We start from the raw sequence: 15,934 nt of genomic DNA, 5'->3' as shown, positions 1-15,934 counted from the left end.
GTCGAGGGACGGGCATGGTTAACCGATTCGCGATCGCCGTAAACCTAATATAGACTGCCGCTTTCGGATTGAACTTGGCTCTGCCTGTTCGCAAACGAAAGATGCGATGTGCGCTGCTTGCCCTCCGGTTCGACAGGCGCGCGCCAATTGGAGCGAAAATGACCATAAACCTGTCCGACTATGAATCTGGCGACAAATTTGATGGCGATTATGACGATGCACTGGAGGCCTTGCAGGACCGGCTCGCGCAGGTCCATTTCAAGCATATCATCCATGGCTGTCGATCGATCCTGGTGTTCGAGGGCTGGGACGCTGCGGGCAAGGGCGGTGCAATCCGCCGGATGACCGGGCAATGGGAACCGCGCTATTATGATGTCTGGCCGATCGGCGCGCCGACCAAGGAAGAGAAAGACCGGCACTTCCTGTGGCGCTTCTGGCAGAAACTGCCGGGCAGCCGCGAAATCGGTGTTTTTGATCGCAGCTGGTACGGCCGGGTTCTGGTCGAGCGGGTCGAGGGCTTTTGCGAGCCGGCGGAATGGAAGCGCGGCTATGACGAGATCAATGAATTTGAAGCGCAGCAGATCGACGGCGGCACCAATCTGGTCAAGCTGTTCTTCCACGTCACTCAGGATGAGCAGGACGCGCGGCTCGCCAAGCGGCTCGACACGCCGCACAAGCGCTGGAAAATTACCGAAGAGGACTTTCGCAACCGGGAAAAGCGCAGTGAATATCTCGATGCCATGCATGACATGTTCGAATATACCGACACCCGCTGGGCGCCATGGAAGGTGATCGACGGCAATGACAAGAAATCGGCGCGCATCGCCTCCATGACCCATGTCGCCGAGACGCTGGAGGCGGCCTTGCCCAAGGAGTTGCCGGAAGCGGATCCGAAACTGGTGAAGCTGGCGGAAAAGGCTTTTGGTTATGAGGCTGAGGATTAGAGGGCTATCGGCCGCGCTTTGTTTGGGCCTTGTCGGTCTGACGGGCTGCACGTCTGCCACACCGGAAGATGTCGTCAGAAAAGACTGTAGCCACTGGGACCTTCCGAAACCTCAGATCGACAGTTCAGAACTGGTGACCAATCTGGGCTGGGTGTCCGATCATGCCAACATCTTGTCCGCCGCTGTGGAGGCGAAGATTGCCCGCCAGCTGCAGCAGCTGGAAAGCGCTACGCAGCACCAGGTGGTTGTTGTGACCGTCGAAAATCTGCATCAAGTGCCGATTGCAGACTACACGAGAGCGCTGGGCAATATATGGGGCGTCGGACGCGTCGGTGAAAATGACGGCGTCATTTTGCTGGTCGCACCGAACGAACGCGAAGTCCGGATAGCGGTAGCATGCGGCCTGGAAACGGTTCTAACCGATCAGAAGGCGAGCAACATCATCCAGACCGTCATCCTGCCCTATTTTCGAGAGGGACAATATGAAAGCGGCGTTTCAGAGGGCATCACGCGCATCGCCAGCACCCTTGAAAGCGACTGAGGGGTCTGTCTGGGACCTACCCCCGGTCATTCTTCCCGATATAGCGGGATAGCGGCGCGTCGCTGCGTATCGTCGGGCCGCGCGGGTTTTTCGTGTCATAGACCACCGCATTTTCCAGCACGCGCTTCACATAGTTGCGGGTTTCGGAAATCGGGATCTCCTCGATCCACTTGACCCAGTCGATGCCGCCCATGCGTGGGTCACCGTTGGCGCGAAGCCATTTGTTCACATTGCCGGGGCCAGCGTTATAGGCAGCGATAGCGAGCGGGTAGCTGCCGCCATAATAGTTCATCATCCGCTGGATATAGCCGCTGCCCAGCCGGATATTATATTCCGGATCATCGGTCAGCGAAGACAGATTATAGGACAGATTGGCCTTGCCCGACTGCTCCCGGGCGGTTCCCGGCATCAGCTGCATCAGGCCGCGTGCACCGGCGTGGCTGATGGCGCCTTCGGCGAACTGGCTTTCCTGCCGGGTGATCGCGTGGATCAGCGTCCAGCTGCTTTCATGGCCGAAGGGAACCTGCATGGTTGGAAAAGATGTATCGTCGATCGGTCCGACACCGGCGCTGTGTGCGCTGATGCCCTTGATCACGCCGAGATCCCGCGCTCCGGTGCGGGTCGCAAGGTCGCTGAGCAGCATATAGTCCTTCGGCGTCTTGGCGTTATAGGCGAGCGCCCGGTGAAAGCGGATCTGCTCGCGCCAGGGGCCGGTGCGGATCGATGCCTTGGTCGCGATAACCAGAGGATCGCTGTCATAAGCCTTGCGGTCTTCCTCGGTGATTTCGATGGCCGGTTTACGGTCGAAGACCGGTAGCGGACGGCCCAGCCGTTCCAGCGACAACTGGCCGTAGAAATAATCGGGAAAGGCAGCCGCTTTTTCAAAATAGGCATTGGCCTGTTCTGTCTGACCGGCCTCTGCGGCGGCCCGGCCCGCCCAATAATAGCCCTTGGAGGTGATGTTGGGCGAGTCATACGACCGCGCGTAGCGGTCGAACAACGGTACCGCCTTGGCTGGCTGCCGCATTCCGTTGAGGGCGGCCGTGCCGGCGATCCATGCCAGATCGGAATATTTATCGCGAACGCGCGAATTCTGGTCCGCGATCCGGGTCGGCTCCGCATAGGCGTCGTCGATTTTCGAGGCGATTTCATAAGCCAACGTCCATTGCCGGTCGTTGGCTGCTGCTTCAGCGTTGATCAGCATGGCCTCGAACCATGTTTCAGGGGAGGCGGGTTTGACACGCAACGGCAAGCGGGTGGCGAGCAACTGGCGCGCGGCATAGCTCTGGCCGCTGTTGCGAAGATAGCGAGCGCGATCGGCCAGATAGCCGGCGTCATCGCGCGCTATCCCGCCGACGGCACTGGCCCTTTCATTGGCATCCGGAGATTGGGTCAACTGGGCCAATCTGGCTTCAAAAACCGGTCGTCGCTGGCTGGATGTAAATCCGATCTGGCGTGCGGCATCCCGTGTTGCACGGGCCCACAGGAGCGCGTCCATGCGCGCATCATGATCTTCAACCGTGAACGCGGAGCTGAAGCGGGAAAGCAGTGCCGCTTCATCTTCGTCGGTCAGCGTTCCACCGCGCCATGCGGTTCTGGCCCATTCATTGGCCTTGTCCCGCTGCCCGCTGGCTTGCAGGGCAACCGCGAATTTCGCTGCACCGGCGTTGGTGATGGGCTCGAATTGCGAGAAAAATGCCAGCACGCGGGTTGGCGAAAAGCTGTTGATATTGATCGCCTGCTCGGCGTTGCGCCGCATTCTGGTATCTTCCGGCCAGCCAGGGAACGTAACCAGGAATCCAGCGTAATCCTCGAATGAGTAATTGTCGGATTGCGTCAAGACACGCCAGCGTTGCAAGCCCAGAACAGCGTTGCCACCAGTGGGATCGGACAGACCTGCACTCTCTGTCTGCCAGCCCATTTGTTCGCCGATATTATCGGCTGCCATGCAGGTGGCGGGGGTCAGAAGGAGCGTTGCTATAACAAATCTTGATACCATACTGGACATTATACGGTTAGGCTCCTTATCAGGCGCTGAACGGCGAACTATATCACCGTTAATGATGAAAATGACTTGGTGGCGGCTTTGCCAATTTCCAAGGGAAACATAAAGGATTATTAGATGTTCTCGGGCTCAATACCGGCTCTGGCGACTCCCTTTCGCGACGGATCGTTTGCCGAAGACCAGTTTCGCGCTCTCGTGGATTGGCAGATCGATCAAGGGAGCAGTGCGCTCGTGCCCTGCGGGACAACGGGCGAATCCTCGACCTTGTCAAATGCCGAGCATCACCGGGTGATCGAAATATGCGTCGAGCAGGCGGCCGGCCGGGTGCCGGTGATCGCAGGCTGCGGGTCCAACGACACAACCAACGCGATGTTGCACCTCAATTTCTCCAAGAAATGTGGAGCCAGCGCTGGTCTGGTGGTCGCGCCTTATTACAACCGGCCCAATCAGGAAGGCATTATCGCCCATTTTGAGGCGCTAACCGACAATGTCGATTTGCCGCTGGTTCTCTATAATGTTCCGGCGCGGACGGTGACCGACATGATGCCCGATACGGTGGCGGCCCTGTCAAAACTTCCCAATGTCGTCGCGATCAAGGATGCCAGCGGCGACCTCGACCGGGTTACTGCGCATCGCCTCAACTGTGCCGATGACTTTGTGCTGCTTTCCGGAGTCGACGAACTGTCGCTGGCGTTTAGCGCTGCGGGCGGTGTTGGCTGCATTTCAGTGACCGCCAATGTAGCGCCCAAATTATGCGCGGAGTTTCAGGCCGCTTGTGCCGCTGGCGATTATGCCAAGGCGCGTGAGTTGAATGACGTCCTCTATCCGCTGCACAAGGCGCTGTTCTCGGACGCATCTCCCGGGCCAATCAAATATGCCATGTCGAAGGTTCTCGAGGATTTTCCGACCGATTTGCGCTTGCCCATGACCCCGCCGTCAGAAGCAAGCCGCAATGCGGTAGACGCGGCCCTGAAAGGCGCGGGACTGATCTGATGGCAAAACCGCGGCCGGAGGAATTTGACAAGCAGAAGGTCGTCGCCGAAAATCGGCGCGCGCGCTATGACTATTTTCTGGATGAAAAATTCGAAGCCGGCATCATGCTGACAGGTACGGAAGTGAAATCTTTGCGCTCCGGCTCGGGCACGATCGCGGAAAGCTATGCGGAAGTGAAGGATGACGAGGTTTGGCTGATCAACGCCAATATCCAGGAATGGAGCCACGGCAACCGGTATAATCACACACCGACACGGCCGCGCAAATTGCTGCTCAATCGGCGACAGATCAACAAGCTGCATGGTGCAGTGATGCGCAAGGGCATGACAATTGTGCCTCTGTCGATCTATTTCAACAGCAAGGGGCGGGCGAAGCTGGAGCTGGCGCTCGCCAAGGGTAAAAAAGCGCCGGACAAGCGGCAAACCGAAAAGGATCGCGACTGGAAAAGGCAGCAGGGCCGGCTGATGCGCGAACATGGCTGACCAAAAACCCGATATGCAGGAAAAGGATTTTGCGGCTCGCTCTATCATGAATGCCGCACACTGGTTCCAGAGAAGAATGCCGACCCGAGCGGGGATGGAGCGGAACAAATATCTGAAGCCCATTGCGCACCGTTTCTTGCGCTCCGAATTATGGCGGTTCACGCGGCGCTCCGTGCCACGCGGCGTTGCGCTTGGCATGCTGGCGGCATTTCTGATTCCCGTCGGCCAGATATTCGCGGCGGTGTTTCTCGCCTTGCCGGTACGCGCCAATGTGCCGATCGCGGCTCTTACGACCTTTATCACCAATCCTCTGACCTATCCTTTCTGGATTGCTGCTGCCAACCAGACCGGGAAATTCGTGCTGCAGATTGATGCAATGACCGCAGGCCAGCCCATTAATACGCATATGCAAAGCGAGTTTGGTCAATGGCTTAGCTGGCTGGGCCGCGAGGCCGGTGTGACGGCATTCGGATTTCTGCTCTTCGCGATATTCTTCGCGGCGCTGGGCTATTTGGTCAGTTCCTTCGGCTGGCGCTGGTGGATCGGCCGGAAACGGAAAGAGCGTGTGAACCAAATTCGCGCCAACAGGTCCGGTGATGGCAAGTAAGGCACCAGCGAAATCCGGGTTGCTGAATCCCAGCACGCGCAAGGCGATGACGGATGTCCGCACCCGGGCTGTCATATTGGTCGTCGCGGTTTTGGTGTCGGTTGGTCTGCTCTATTGGCAAGTGCCGGATATGACGCTGATCATAGCTTTTGTTGCTCTGCTGGTCGGCCTGGGCGGAGTGGCCTTCTTCTTGCGGCCGCAGACAATAGTCACTGACCGGGAACATGCCGAGCCTGAAGACTGGGCGGTTACGCGTATGGTTGCCGACCAGTCTTCCATTGGCCTGGCTATTACCGACCGCGCTGGGCGGTTGGTCTGTGCCAATGAACTGTTCACCAAATGGTTCAACGGCGCCGCTGTTCCGCCCGAACTGCCGTTGCAGACGGGCGGTAACGAGCTACTGGCATCAGCGGGACGGGCCGCCTGGCGGGACGGTGTCGGCTATGCCGAAGGGTTGAAGCGGGGAGTCGCTGAATATAACGCAAAGGTCGTCCGCGCCGGGCAGGGCGACGAATATTTGCTCTGGCAGATGATACCGCAAATTCAGGCGGATGTTTTGGACGACATGATTGCTCTGATCGGCGGCGGCGGCGGACGCGCTTTGTCGGAAGCGGGGATCTTGGCCAGCGTTATCGGTGGGGAGGGACGGATTCGCGCGTCCAATCAGGCCTTTGCCTTGCGCGCCACGGGTCGTATCGATGCCAATATATCAGGGCGGAATTTCATCAGTTTTCTGCGCTCCGACGACAAGGGAACAATCTTCTTCGAACGCGAGGGGCGGCACGGGATGCCGGTCCGGCTATTCCACATTCCGCTGGACCGGCAAAAGGAAAATGCATCGGCGCTGATTCTGCTGATCGATGATGATGGCGGCATGGTTGAGCGCGGCAAGGCGCTGGAGCAGGTGGAGTCGATGCTCTCGCTGTTGCCATTGGGGCTTGCGTTGACGGACCGGGACGGACGCTTTTTGTTTTTCAATGAGGCCTTCGCCAAAACTGCCGGCATCGGCGAAAATGACCAGCCGCTCTATCCCGGTGACCTGATGATCCGTGATGACAAATCCGCAGTGGCCGATGCGGTCCGTCGCTATGCCAGCGGTCCGCCGCTGACCGGGGATCTCGCGGTCCGGTTGCGCAATGGCGGTGACGAGCCGGTCGCGCTCGGTATCGCCGGGGTTCGCGGGCTCGGCGACGCGGCCGTGCTGCTCTCGATCCGCGACAATAGCGAAGAATCGAAATTGAAAAGCCAGGTGGCGCAGGCGACGAAGATGCAGGCCGTGGGTCAGCTCGCTGGCGGGGTCGCCCATGACTTTAACAATATCCTCACCGCCATCATAGGTCATTGCGACCTGATGCTGCTGCGCCATGCGCCGGGTGACAGCGACTATGACGATATCCAGCAGGTCAAGAACAACAGTAACCGCGCTGCTGGCCTGACCCGGCAATTGCTTGCCTTCTCGCGGCAGCAGACGCTGCGGCCGCAGGTTCTGCAGCTGCCCGACGTGGTCGCCGACGTGTCCAACCTGCTCAAACGGTTGCTCGATGAAACCATCGAACTGGAAGTGCGGCACGGCCGGAATCTCGGCCTGGTTCGTGCGGATCCGGGGCAGCTGGAGCAGGTGATTATCAATCTGGGTGTCAATGCACGTGATGCGATGCCCAATGGCGGCAAAATCTCGATCTCGACGCAGGCGATATCTGCAGCCGATGTCCGGTCCCTCAAAACAGAAATTCTGCCAATCGGAGATTATACGGCGCTGTTCTTCACGGATTCCGGCAACGGGATTCCGCCCCGTTTCATCGGCAAGATTTTTGAACCATTTTTCACCACCAAAGCGGTCGGCAAAGGCACCGGCTTGGGGCTGTCGACGGTTTACGGCATCATCAAGCAGTCGGGCGGCTATATTTTCGCCGATTCGAAGCCGGGCGAGGGTACTACCTTCTCAATCTACTTCCCCGTTCATCGGCCAACCGCAGAAGACACGGAACTCGCGACTCTGGATTCGCCTCCGGTCAAAGCCACGGCCAAGAAAGAATTGTGGGGGACCGGTCATGTGCTGCTGGTCGAAGACGAGGATATGGTACGGGCCGTCGCCGAGCGGGCGCTGTCGCGTCAGGGTTACACGGTGGTCACCGCCAGTGAGGGCGAGGAGGCCCTGGCCGTTCTTGCCGGTCAGGATGACGACGAGCCGCCGTTCGACGTGATCGTCTCGGATGTGGTGATGCCCAATATGGACGGGCCGACGATGGCGAAGCATGTACGCAAGGACCATCCCGACCTGCCGATCCTGTTCATGTCCGGCTATGCCGAGGAGCAATTGCGCAAGTCGATCAATCTGGACAAGGTCAATTTCCTGCCAAAGCCATTTTCTGTGGCGCAAATAGCCGAAGCCGTCGCGAAGACTCTGGCCGAACATGCCAAGCAGCCTTAGGATAACCGAGATTTATCTTTGAATTTCATAGCGATATAACGAATTTAGAAAAATAATGTTCCCCTCTTGTTCTATGAGAACAAATAAGGTACATCATCACAATCATTGATTGATGCTGCTTAAACATTTAGCGAAGGGGACAGGCAAATGGCCGGCAATTTAAAAGTCGTAGAATCGGAAAATCAATTGAACTCATCAGACAGGCAAAAGGCGCTCGACGCCGCACTGGCGCAGATCGATCGCGCCTTCGGCAAGGGCTCGGCGATGAAACTCGGTCAGCGCAAGGCGCTGGAGGTAGAGGCTATCTCAACGGGTAGCCTTGGGCTGGATATCGCGCTTGGCATCGGGGGACTGCCAAAAGGACGCGTGATCGAAGTTTACGGACCGGAAAGTTCGGGCAAAACGACGCTCGCCCTGCATGTGATTGCCGAAGCCCAGAAAAATGGCGGCACCGCAGCCTTTGTCGATGCGGAGCATGCGCTTGATCCTGTCTATGCCAAGGCATTGGGCGTGAATACGGACGAGTTGATCATCTCCCAGCCAGACACTGGAGAGCAGGCGCTGGAGATTACCGATACTCTGGTGCGTTCCAACGCGATCGACATTCTGGTCGTCGATTCGGTTGCCGCGCTGGTGCCACGGGCGGAAATTGAAGGCGAAATGGGGGATACCCATGTTGGCCTGCAGGCCCGGTTGATGAGTCAGGCTTTGCGCAAGCTGACCGGCTCGATCAGTCGCTCCAAATGCATGGTGATTTTCATCAACCAGATCCGCATGAAAATTGGCGTGATGTACGGCAATCCGGAAACGACCTCGGGCGGCAATGCGCTGAAATTCTATGCATCGGTCCGTCTCGACATTCGCCGCACCGGCCAGATCAAGGAACGCGATGATATTGTCGGCAACTCGACTCGCGTCAAAGTGGTCAAGAACAAGGTCGCACCGCCCTTCAAGCAGGTAGAATTTGACATCATGTACGGCCAGGGCATTTCGAAGGTTGGCGAGATTATCGACCTTGGTGTGAAAGCCGGCGTTGTCGAGAAATCGGGCGCATGGTTCTCCTATGACTCGGTCCGTATCGGGCAGGGCCGGGAAAATTCGAAACGCTTCCTCCTCGAAAACCCCGAGATGATGGCCAAGCTGGAAAATCAGATTCGCGGCAAACAGGAAGAAGTGGCCGAAGAGATGATGAACGGCCCGGTCGGCAAAGCCGGTGATGACGACGAATAGATGATCGAATCGCCAGCTTGGCGGAAGCGCAGGTGTGGCTGGCTGGGGTAGCGCCCTTGCTGGCACGCCCCATTCCGGAGCGGGCGTCTCGTAAACATAATCTGAAGTTTTGCCGGATCACTCTCCCCCGAGGCGATCCCTGGCATAGGGCCGTCCTTCTGTCCCCCGACTGCAAGGGCGGCCCATTTTTGATTGCGATACAGTGGCTGCATCGTGGAAAAGATTGACATCGGACGGTTTAGAAGGCTTCGTCGGTGCCACGTTCGACATCATGTCGAGCATCTCGGAAGGCCAGCAGAGCAATGACCATCATCCTCCACCATCTCGAAAACAGCCGTTCACAGCGCATCATCTGGTTGCTCGAAGAGATCCAGCTTCCCTACGAGATCAAGCGTTATGAGCGGCATTCCAAGACGCAGAAAGCGCCCGACAGTCTGAAAGTCATTCATCCGCTCGGCAAATCACCGATGATTGAAGATGGCGGTGAAGTGATTATCGAGACCGCTGCCATCGTCGAATATCTGGTGGACAAGGCAGGCGGCAAACTGGGTGCACCGAAAGACGCGAAAGGCGCGCGTCTCTACACCCAATATCTGCATTTCGCCGAAGGCTCGATGATGCCGCCGCTTTACGGATTGCTGGTGGTCGGTCGCCTGGGTCTGCTCGGTCTGCCGGCGCGCAAGCCGGTGGGCCAGATGGTCACTGACCTCTTGGTGTGGCTGGAGACCGAACTGGCGGATCGCGATTATTTTGTCGGCGATGATCTGACCGCGGCCGATATCATGATGAGTTTCCCGCTCGAGGCCTGCCAGTCGCGGGCCGGGCTGGACGCGCGCTATCCGAACCTGATGGCCTGGCTGGGACGTATTCACGCCCGCCCGCAATATCAGACCGCGCTCGAAAAAGGCGGGCCCTATGCCTATGCCTGAAACGGGCCGGGAATATACGGGTTGATGCAATGCAGGATTGTCAACGGCAGATCGCTCCCCTAAGTCCAATCCATGCAAACAACCAATGATATAAGACGGTCTTTTCTCGACTATTTCGCTTCTCACGGTCACGAGATTGTGCCGTCGGCACCGCTGATACCCTATAACGACCCGACGCTGATGTTTATCAACGCGGGGATGGTCCCGTTCAAGAATGTCTTCACCGGGGCTGAGACACGTTCCTATTCCACCGCGACGTCCAGCCAGAAATGCGTCCGCGCGGGCGGCAAGCATAATGATCTCGACAATGTCGGTTATACCGCCCGCCATCACACCTTCTTTGAAATGCTCGGGAATTTCTCATTCGGCGACTATTTCAAGGAACAGGCGATCGAGCATGCCTGGAACCTGATTACCAAGGTCTGGGGCATCTCGCCGGACCGGCTCACGGTGACCGTCTATCACACGGACGACGAAGCCTTTGATCTGTGGAAGAAGATTGCCGGCCTGCCAGACGAGCGGATCATCCGGATCGCGACCAGCGATAATTTCTGGTCGATGGGCGATACCGGACCTTGCGGCCCGTGCAGCGAGATATTCTACGACCACGGCCCGCATGTCGCCGGCGGTCCTCCCGGCAGTCCCGATGAAGACGGCGACCGGTTCGTCGAAATCTGGAACCTGGTGTTCATGCAATATGACCAGCGCGGCGAAGGCGAGCGTGTCGATTTGCCGAAGCCATCCATCGATACCGGCATGGGGCTGGAACGGATCGCAGCGGTCATGCAGGGCGTGCACGACAATTACGATATCGACCTGTTCAAGACGCTGATCGCAGAATCCGGGTCGCTGACCGGCACCGTTACGACCGGTGAGAACCAGGCCAGCCACCGGGTCATTGCGGATCACTTGCGGGCATCGTCCTTCCTTGTCGCCGATGGTGTGCTGCCCTCGAACGAAGGCCGGGGTTATGTGCTGCGCCGGATCATGCGCCGGGCGATGCGCCACGCCCATCTGCTGGGCGCAAAGGATCCATTGATGCATCGCATGGTCGGTTCCCTGACCGGCGAAATGGGCAATGCGTTTCCCGAATTGCTCCGGGCCCAGCCGCTGATCGAAGAGACGCTGTTGCGCGAAGAGGTCAATTTCCGGCAGACTTTGGCGAATGGCCTGAAACTGCTCGATGCCGAAATCGCCGACATGAAGGAGGGCGATGTCCTGCCGGGTGAAACGGCTTTCAAATTATATGATACATTCGGCTTTCCCTATGATCTGACCGAAGACGCTCTGCGGGCCCAGTCGCTCGGGGTTGACCGGGAAGGTTTCGACAAGGCGATGGCGGAGCAGAAAGCTGCTGCCCGTGCGGCCTGGAAGGGGTCCGGAGATCAGGCTTCGGATGCCGTCTGGTTCGATATCGCCGAGCGCGAAGGCAGCACCGAATTTACCGGCTATACGTCTGAGGAAGGCGAGGGCGTGGTTGTGGCGCTGGTCAAAGACGGCGCGGAAATCGAGAGCGCCGGGAGCGGTGATAGCGTGATGCTGCTGACCAACCAGACGCCCTTCTACGGCGAAAGCGGCGGGCAGATGGGCGACGCCGGGACGATCTCTGGTTCCGAAGATTTCGCCGCTGCGGTTACCGATACCAGAAAGCCGCTCGGGCGGCTCCACGCACACGAGATCGAAATCAAGTCGGGCACAGTGTCGGTCGGGGACCGGGTCCATCTTGTGGTGGACTCCGATCGGCGCACGGCTCTTCGGGCCAATCACAGTGCCACTCACTTGTTGCACAAGGCGCTGCGCCATCATCTGGGCGATCATGTGACGCAAAAGGGCAGCCTCGTCGCTCCCGATCGTCTGCGGTTCGACTTCTCGCATGTGACGGCGCTGAGCGATGCCGAAGTGAAGGCTGTAGAAGCAGACGTGAACGCCCAAATTCGCGGCAATAGCGCAGTGACGACACGGCTGATGAGTCCCGATGATGCGGTGGCAGCTGGCGCACTGGCGCTGTTTGGCGAGAAATATGGCGACGAAGTCCGGGTTTTGTCGATGGGCCGGGACGCTGACGTGGATTATTCCGTCGAGCTGTGCGGCGGAACGCACGTCAATGCTCTCGGTGATATCGGCCTGATGGTGATCGTTTCGGAATCGGCTGTGTCCAGCGGTGTCAGGCGGATCGAAGCGCTGACTGGGGAAGCGGCACGTCTCTGGCTTGCGGATCGCGACAGCAAGCTCAAATCCATCGCATCGACCCTGAAGGCGTCTCCGGACGAAGCCGCCGACCGGGTTGCGGTTCTGGTTGAGGAGCGCAAAAAGCTGGAGCGGGAACTGACCGAGGCCAAGAAGGCTTTGGCTCTGGCGGGCGATGGCGGCGGCGCGAAAGCGGCGGAGACCGAAACCATCGGCGATGTGGCTTTTGCCGGTCAGGTTATTCAGGGCCTCAATCCCAAGGAATTGCGCGGTCTTGTTGATCAGGCGAAACAGAAGCTTGCTAGCGGCGTGAGCGCGCTGGTCGCGGTCAATGATGGCCGGGCCACGGTTGCGGTCGGCGTTACCGATGACCTGACCGATCGTTTCAGCGCGGTCGATCTGGTTCGGGCTGGCGTTGTGGCTGTTGGTGGCAAGGGCGGCGGCGGGCGTCCGGACATGGCCCAGGGCGGCGGTCCTGACGGTGCCAAAGCCGATGACGCGATTGCCGCTATCCGGTCTGTTCTTGCGGGCTGAGCCCGTCAGGGACCAAATCGTCGGCGGTCGCCTGCCCAGTGGAAGTGGTCATGGACTTCAGCTTCGGTTGCTGTTCCAGATCCCCTTCTTCCTGTATCTGTTTGCGGTAGATATCCCTCAGTTCATGGATTGAGGCGATGACCGGTCCCATGGCGACGCCATTTTCGACCAGTACCGCTTCCGACAATTGCAGCGAGCCTTCAAGCGCTTCAGGGACGGCGTTGGTTGCGCCGGCGTGATAGAGCTCGGCTGCGTGGTCGATGTCACGCGCCCTCGTAATGATCGGCAAGTCGGGCACCCAGGCACGGACCTTTTTGACGATTTGGACTGACAGGACCGGCTCGTCCATTGTCAGCACAAGGGCCTTGGCGTGGCCCAGACGCAAACGATCCAGCATTTCATTTCGTGCGACATTGCCGAACATGATCGGATAGCCATCGCGTCGAGCCTTGGCGACGGTGTCGATATTGGTTTCCACTGCGAGAAATTTCTGATCATGGGTCTTCAGCAGATCCGCGACCAGCTTGCCGACACGGCCAAAGCCGATGATGATGGTTTGCTGCGCCTCAACCGGCTGTTCATGCGGGGCCAGCCCGTCGCCGCTACGCATTTCCATCCGCCGGGCGATATCATGGCCAAAACGGGCGAGCAGGGGCGTGATGGTGAGGCCAATGGCGGTAACAATTTGCCAGAATGCCGCGGTCTGCGGCTGGATGAGCTGTGCCTGCATGGCCGCAGCCAGGACGATCAGGGTGGTTTCCGAAGGGCTGGACATCAACACGCCGGCCTCGGTGGCCGTGCCCGCACTGGCACCGGAAAAGCGCAGCAATCCGCCGGTGACAGCCGCTTTCACAATAACGACGCCGACAACAGCGGTGAGCAGGCTTGCCCAGTTTTCAAGCACGACGCGGATATCGACCTGCATCCCTACGGTGATCAGAAAGACGCCTAGCGCCAGCCCCTTAAACGGTTGCGTGATGATCTCGACTTCACCGTGATATTCGGTTTCCGCAATCAGCAGGCCGGCCAGCAGGGCGCCGACGATCGGCGACAGACCCGTTGCCGCGGTAGCCAGACTTGCGAGAATGATGACGAGCAGGCTGACGGCGAGAAACAGTTCGGGACTTTTTGTCCGGGCCGCTTGCGCGAAAATTCGTGGCAACAACAGTCTGCCGAGCACCAGCATGCCGATAATTACGGCGCCGCCCAAAATCAGAGTGCGCCCAAGATCATTCCATCCGCCATCGGCGGTTATCGCTGGCGAGATTGCGCCGAGTAGAAAAATGATCGGAACAATGGCGACATCCTCGAACAGAAGCATCGCAAGCGCTGCGCGTCCCACCGGGCTCTTGGTGCCTGACATCGGCAGTACCAAAGCGGTTGATGAGAGCGCCAGCGCAAGCCCGAGGCCGAGCGCACCGGCGGCATTCTGGCCGATCAGATAGAGCACTGACCCGATGATCAGGCCCGATGCCAGAAGCTCCGCCGCGCCAACGCCGAAGACAAGGCGGCGCAGCGCCCAGAGCCGCTTGAATGAAAGTTCCAGACCAATGGAGAACAGCAGTAAGATGATCCCGAACTCGGCGAAGGGTTCGATCGCCTCCCGATCATTGATCGTGACAAATTGCAGCCAGTTATATTGATTCTGCAGCGAGCCCAGGCCCGATGGCCCGAGCAGGATGCCGACCAGAATGAAGCCGATGATTGGCGTGATGCGAAAACGGGCAAAGGCCGGAATGACAATCCCGGCAGCACCCAATATTACGATGGCGTCTATAAAGGCCGGATTATCCAGAGGACTATGCATGGTAAATCTATATATACAAGCGAGGCTATTTGTCAGCAGCTTAGATGGCGGAGACAGTGAATGATTTACAATCAGCGCGACATTGTGATCGTCGGCGGCGGTCCAGCGGGAATGATGGCCGGATTATTGCTCGCGCGGGCTGGCCTGCGCGTGACGGTCCTCGAGAAACATGCGGATTTCCTGCGCGATTTCCGGGGGGACACGGTGCATCCATCGACGCTGGAACTTTTTCATCAGTTGGGCATGCTGGATGATCTGCTCGATTTGCCGCACAGCCGCGTGGATCAGGCGTTGATTCACATCGCCGGGCGGCAGATGAAGGCGATCGATTTCCGCCATCTGCCCATAGCGGCACCCTATATTGCGATGATGCCGCAATGGGACCTACTCGACTTCATTGCAGCCAGGGCAAAGCAATATCCGGGATTTGAGTTGCTGATGCAGACGGAAGCCGTCGATCTTTGCTACGACGAAGCGGAGCGCGTATCCGGCGTTGAAACCCGGGACGGTCAAATATTGCATGCCAAGCTGGTTGTCGCTGCCGATGGCCGCAGGTCAGTATTGCGGGGCAAAGCCGAACTGCCGTTGCAGAATATTGGCGCGCCGATGGATGTTTTCTGGTTTCGGATCGACAAGCCGGAGGGATATGGCGGTGACGTCTTTGCCACGGTCCAGGCGGGGAAGTTCATGGTGATGATTGATCGCCGGGATTATTATCAATGCGCTTTTGTCTTCAACAAAGGCCAGGCCGCCGCTGTGCGCGCGAAAGGGCTGGATGCGTTTCGGGCAAATCTGCGTTCCCTGGTACCCGATCTGAGCGCCGAATTTGATCAAATATCGGATTGGGATCAGGTCAAAACGCTGGAAGTGGCGCTGGACCGACTGACGCGCTGGCATCGACCCGGCCTGCTGGCCATTGGCGATGCTGCGCACGCCATGTCTCCGATTGGCGGGGTCGGGATCAATATTGCTGTGCAGGACGCGGTCGCTACCGCCAATATTCTGGCTGGTCCGATGGCCAAGGGAGAGAATCCTGATCCGTTATTGGCCCAGGTCTATGCCCGCAGAATAAAGCCGGTACGGCGGATGCAGGCGCTGCAGAAATTTGCGCAGGACAATGTGATTGCGCCCCTATTGCGGCGCACCAAGCCTATCAAAAAGCCGTTTTTTATATTGCGGGTGTTGAACCGGATATCCTGGTTGCGGCGGTTACCCGGTCGTGTCGTCGGCCTCGGGTTCGGGCG

At 58.5% G+C, this 15,934-nt stretch carries 12 protein-coding genes; 10 read left to right on the top strand and 2 right to left on the bottom strand.

All coding sequences use genetic code 11. From position 1 onward, the window contains the following. Nucleotides 1-158 precede the first annotated feature (158 nt). Nucleotides 159-944 carry a polyphosphate kinase 2 family protein gene (locus ACN0WW_RS03805; protein WP_417609537.1) on the top strand — a complete coding sequence of 262 codons (786 nt, stop codon included), beginning with the start codon at nucleotides 159-161 and terminating at the stop codon, nucleotides 942-944. Beyond that, on the top strand, nucleotides 928-1,485 hold the full coding sequence (locus ACN0WW_RS03800) for a TPM domain-containing protein (protein WP_417609535.1): 558 nt from the start codon (nucleotides 928-930) through the stop codon (nucleotides 1,483-1,485). The genes ACN0WW_RS03805 and ACN0WW_RS03800 overlap by 17 nt, the downstream gene beginning before the upstream one ends. A gap of 16 nt (nucleotides 1,486-1,501) precedes the next feature. Here ACN0WW_RS03800 and ACN0WW_RS03795 read toward each other — a convergent pair whose 3' ends face one another. Continuing rightward, on the bottom strand, nucleotides 1,502-3,493 hold the full coding sequence (locus ACN0WW_RS03795; RefSeq protein WP_417609533.1) for a transglycosylase SLT domain-containing protein: 1,992 nt from the start codon (nucleotides 3,491-3,493) through the stop codon (nucleotides 1,502-1,504). A gap of 114 nt (nucleotides 3,494-3,607) precedes the next feature. On the opposite strand from ACN0WW_RS03795, the gene dapA reads away from it, so the two are divergent. From dapA to alaS, 7 genes are all read left to right on the top strand, one after another. Then, nucleotides 3,608-4,483, top strand: coding sequence for a 4-hydroxy-tetrahydrodipicolinate synthase (gene dapA / locus ACN0WW_RS03790; RefSeq protein ID WP_417609531.1), 876 nt, complete (start codon nucleotides 3,608-3,610; stop codon nucleotides 4,481-4,483). After that, nucleotides 4,483-4,965 carry an SsrA-binding protein SmpB gene (gene smpB, locus ACN0WW_RS03785; RefSeq protein WP_417609529.1) on the top strand — a complete coding sequence of 161 codons (483 nt, stop codon included), beginning with the start codon at nucleotides 4,483-4,485 and terminating at the stop codon, nucleotides 4,963-4,965. The genes dapA and smpB overlap by 1 nt, the downstream gene beginning before the upstream one ends. Further along, nucleotides 4,958-5,572 carry a DUF2062 domain-containing protein gene (locus tag ACN0WW_RS03780; protein WP_417609527.1) on the top strand — a complete coding sequence of 205 codons (615 nt, stop codon included), beginning with the start codon at nucleotides 4,958-4,960 and terminating at the stop codon, nucleotides 5,570-5,572. Before smpB ends, ACN0WW_RS03780 begins: the two co-directional genes overlap by 8 nt. Nucleotides 5,573-5,618: 46 nt before the next feature. Continuing rightward, complete coding sequence (locus ACN0WW_RS03775) at nucleotides 5,619-8,003, top strand: response regulator (protein ID WP_417609760.1); 2,385 nt, start codon at nucleotides 5,619-5,621, stop codon at nucleotides 8,001-8,003. A gap of 147 nt (nucleotides 8,004-8,150) precedes the next feature. After that, nucleotides 8,151-9,233 carry a recombinase RecA gene (gene recA / locus ACN0WW_RS03770; RefSeq protein ID WP_417609525.1) on the top strand — a complete coding sequence of 361 codons (1,083 nt, stop codon included), beginning with the start codon at nucleotides 8,151-8,153 and terminating at the stop codon, nucleotides 9,231-9,233. A gap of 302 nt (nucleotides 9,234-9,535) precedes the next feature. Next, nucleotides 9,536-10,162, top strand: coding sequence for a glutathione S-transferase family protein (locus tag ACN0WW_RS03765; protein WP_417609523.1), 627 nt, complete (start codon nucleotides 9,536-9,538; stop codon nucleotides 10,160-10,162). A 72-nt stretch (nucleotides 10,163-10,234) separates the two neighbouring features. Then, entirely contained in the window at nucleotides 10,235-12,883 is a 2,649-nt protein-coding gene (gene alaS / locus ACN0WW_RS03760; protein WP_417609521.1) for an alanine--tRNA ligase, read from the top strand. Here alaS and ACN0WW_RS03755 read toward each other — a convergent pair. Further along, nucleotides 12,858-14,690 (bottom strand): cation:proton antiporter, encoded by a 1,833-nt coding sequence (locus ACN0WW_RS03755; protein ID WP_417609519.1) that lies wholly within the window; start codon nucleotides 14,688-14,690, stop codon nucleotides 12,858-12,860. The genes alaS and ACN0WW_RS03755 overlap by 26 nt on opposite strands. A gap of 60 nt (nucleotides 14,691-14,750) precedes the next feature. Here ACN0WW_RS03755 and ACN0WW_RS03750 point away from each other — a divergent pair. Continuing rightward, a partial coding sequence (locus tag ACN0WW_RS03750; RefSeq protein WP_417609517.1) for an FAD-dependent oxidoreductase occupies nucleotides 14,751-15,934 on the top strand: 1,184 nt, incomplete at its 3' end.

It is taken from the genome of Parasphingorhabdus sp. (assembly GCF_048269865.1).
Taxonomy (GTDB): Bacteria; Pseudomonadota; Alphaproteobacteria; order Sphingomonadales; family Sphingomonadaceae; genus Parasphingorhabdus.
This window is presented reverse-complemented; position numbering and strand designations above follow the sequence as displayed.

Excerpts from the sequence above, each read along its gene's own strand:
- ACN0WW_RS03805 (WP_417609537.1), top strand. The coding sequence starts at position 159 with ATGACCATAAACCTGTCCGACTATGAATCTGGCGACAAATTTGATGGC.
- ACN0WW_RS03800 (WP_417609535.1), top strand. The coding sequence starts at position 928 with ATGAGGCTGAGGATTAGAGGGCTATCGGCCGCGCTTTGTTTGGGCCTT.
- ACN0WW_RS03795 (WP_417609533.1), bottom strand. The coding sequence starts at position 3,493 with ATGTCCAGTATGGTATCAAGATTTGTTATAGCAACGCTCCTTCTGACC.
- dapA (WP_417609531.1), top strand. The coding sequence starts at position 3,608 with ATGTTCTCGGGCTCAATACCGGCTCTGGCGACTCCCTTTCGCGACGGA.
- smpB (WP_417609529.1), top strand. The coding sequence starts at position 4,483 with ATGGCAAAACCGCGGCCGGAGGAATTTGACAAGCAGAAGGTCGTCGCC.
- ACN0WW_RS03780 (WP_417609527.1), top strand. The coding sequence starts at position 4,958 with ATGGCTGACCAAAAACCCGATATGCAGGAAAAGGATTTTGCGGCTCGC.
- ACN0WW_RS03775 (WP_417609760.1), top strand. The coding sequence starts at position 5,619 with ATGACGGATGTCCGCACCCGGGCTGTCATATTGGTCGTCGCGGTTTTG.
- recA (WP_417609525.1), top strand. The coding sequence starts at position 8,151 with ATGGCCGGCAATTTAAAAGTCGTAGAATCGGAAAATCAATTGAACTCA.
- ACN0WW_RS03765 (WP_417609523.1), top strand. The coding sequence starts at position 9,536 with ATGACCATCATCCTCCACCATCTCGAAAACAGCCGTTCACAGCGCATC.
- alaS (WP_417609521.1), top strand. The coding sequence starts at position 10,235 with ATGCAAACAACCAATGATATAAGACGGTCTTTTCTCGACTATTTCGCT.
- ACN0WW_RS03755 (WP_417609519.1), bottom strand. The coding sequence starts at position 14,690 with ATGCATAGTCCTCTGGATAATCCGGCCTTTATAGACGCCATCGTAATA.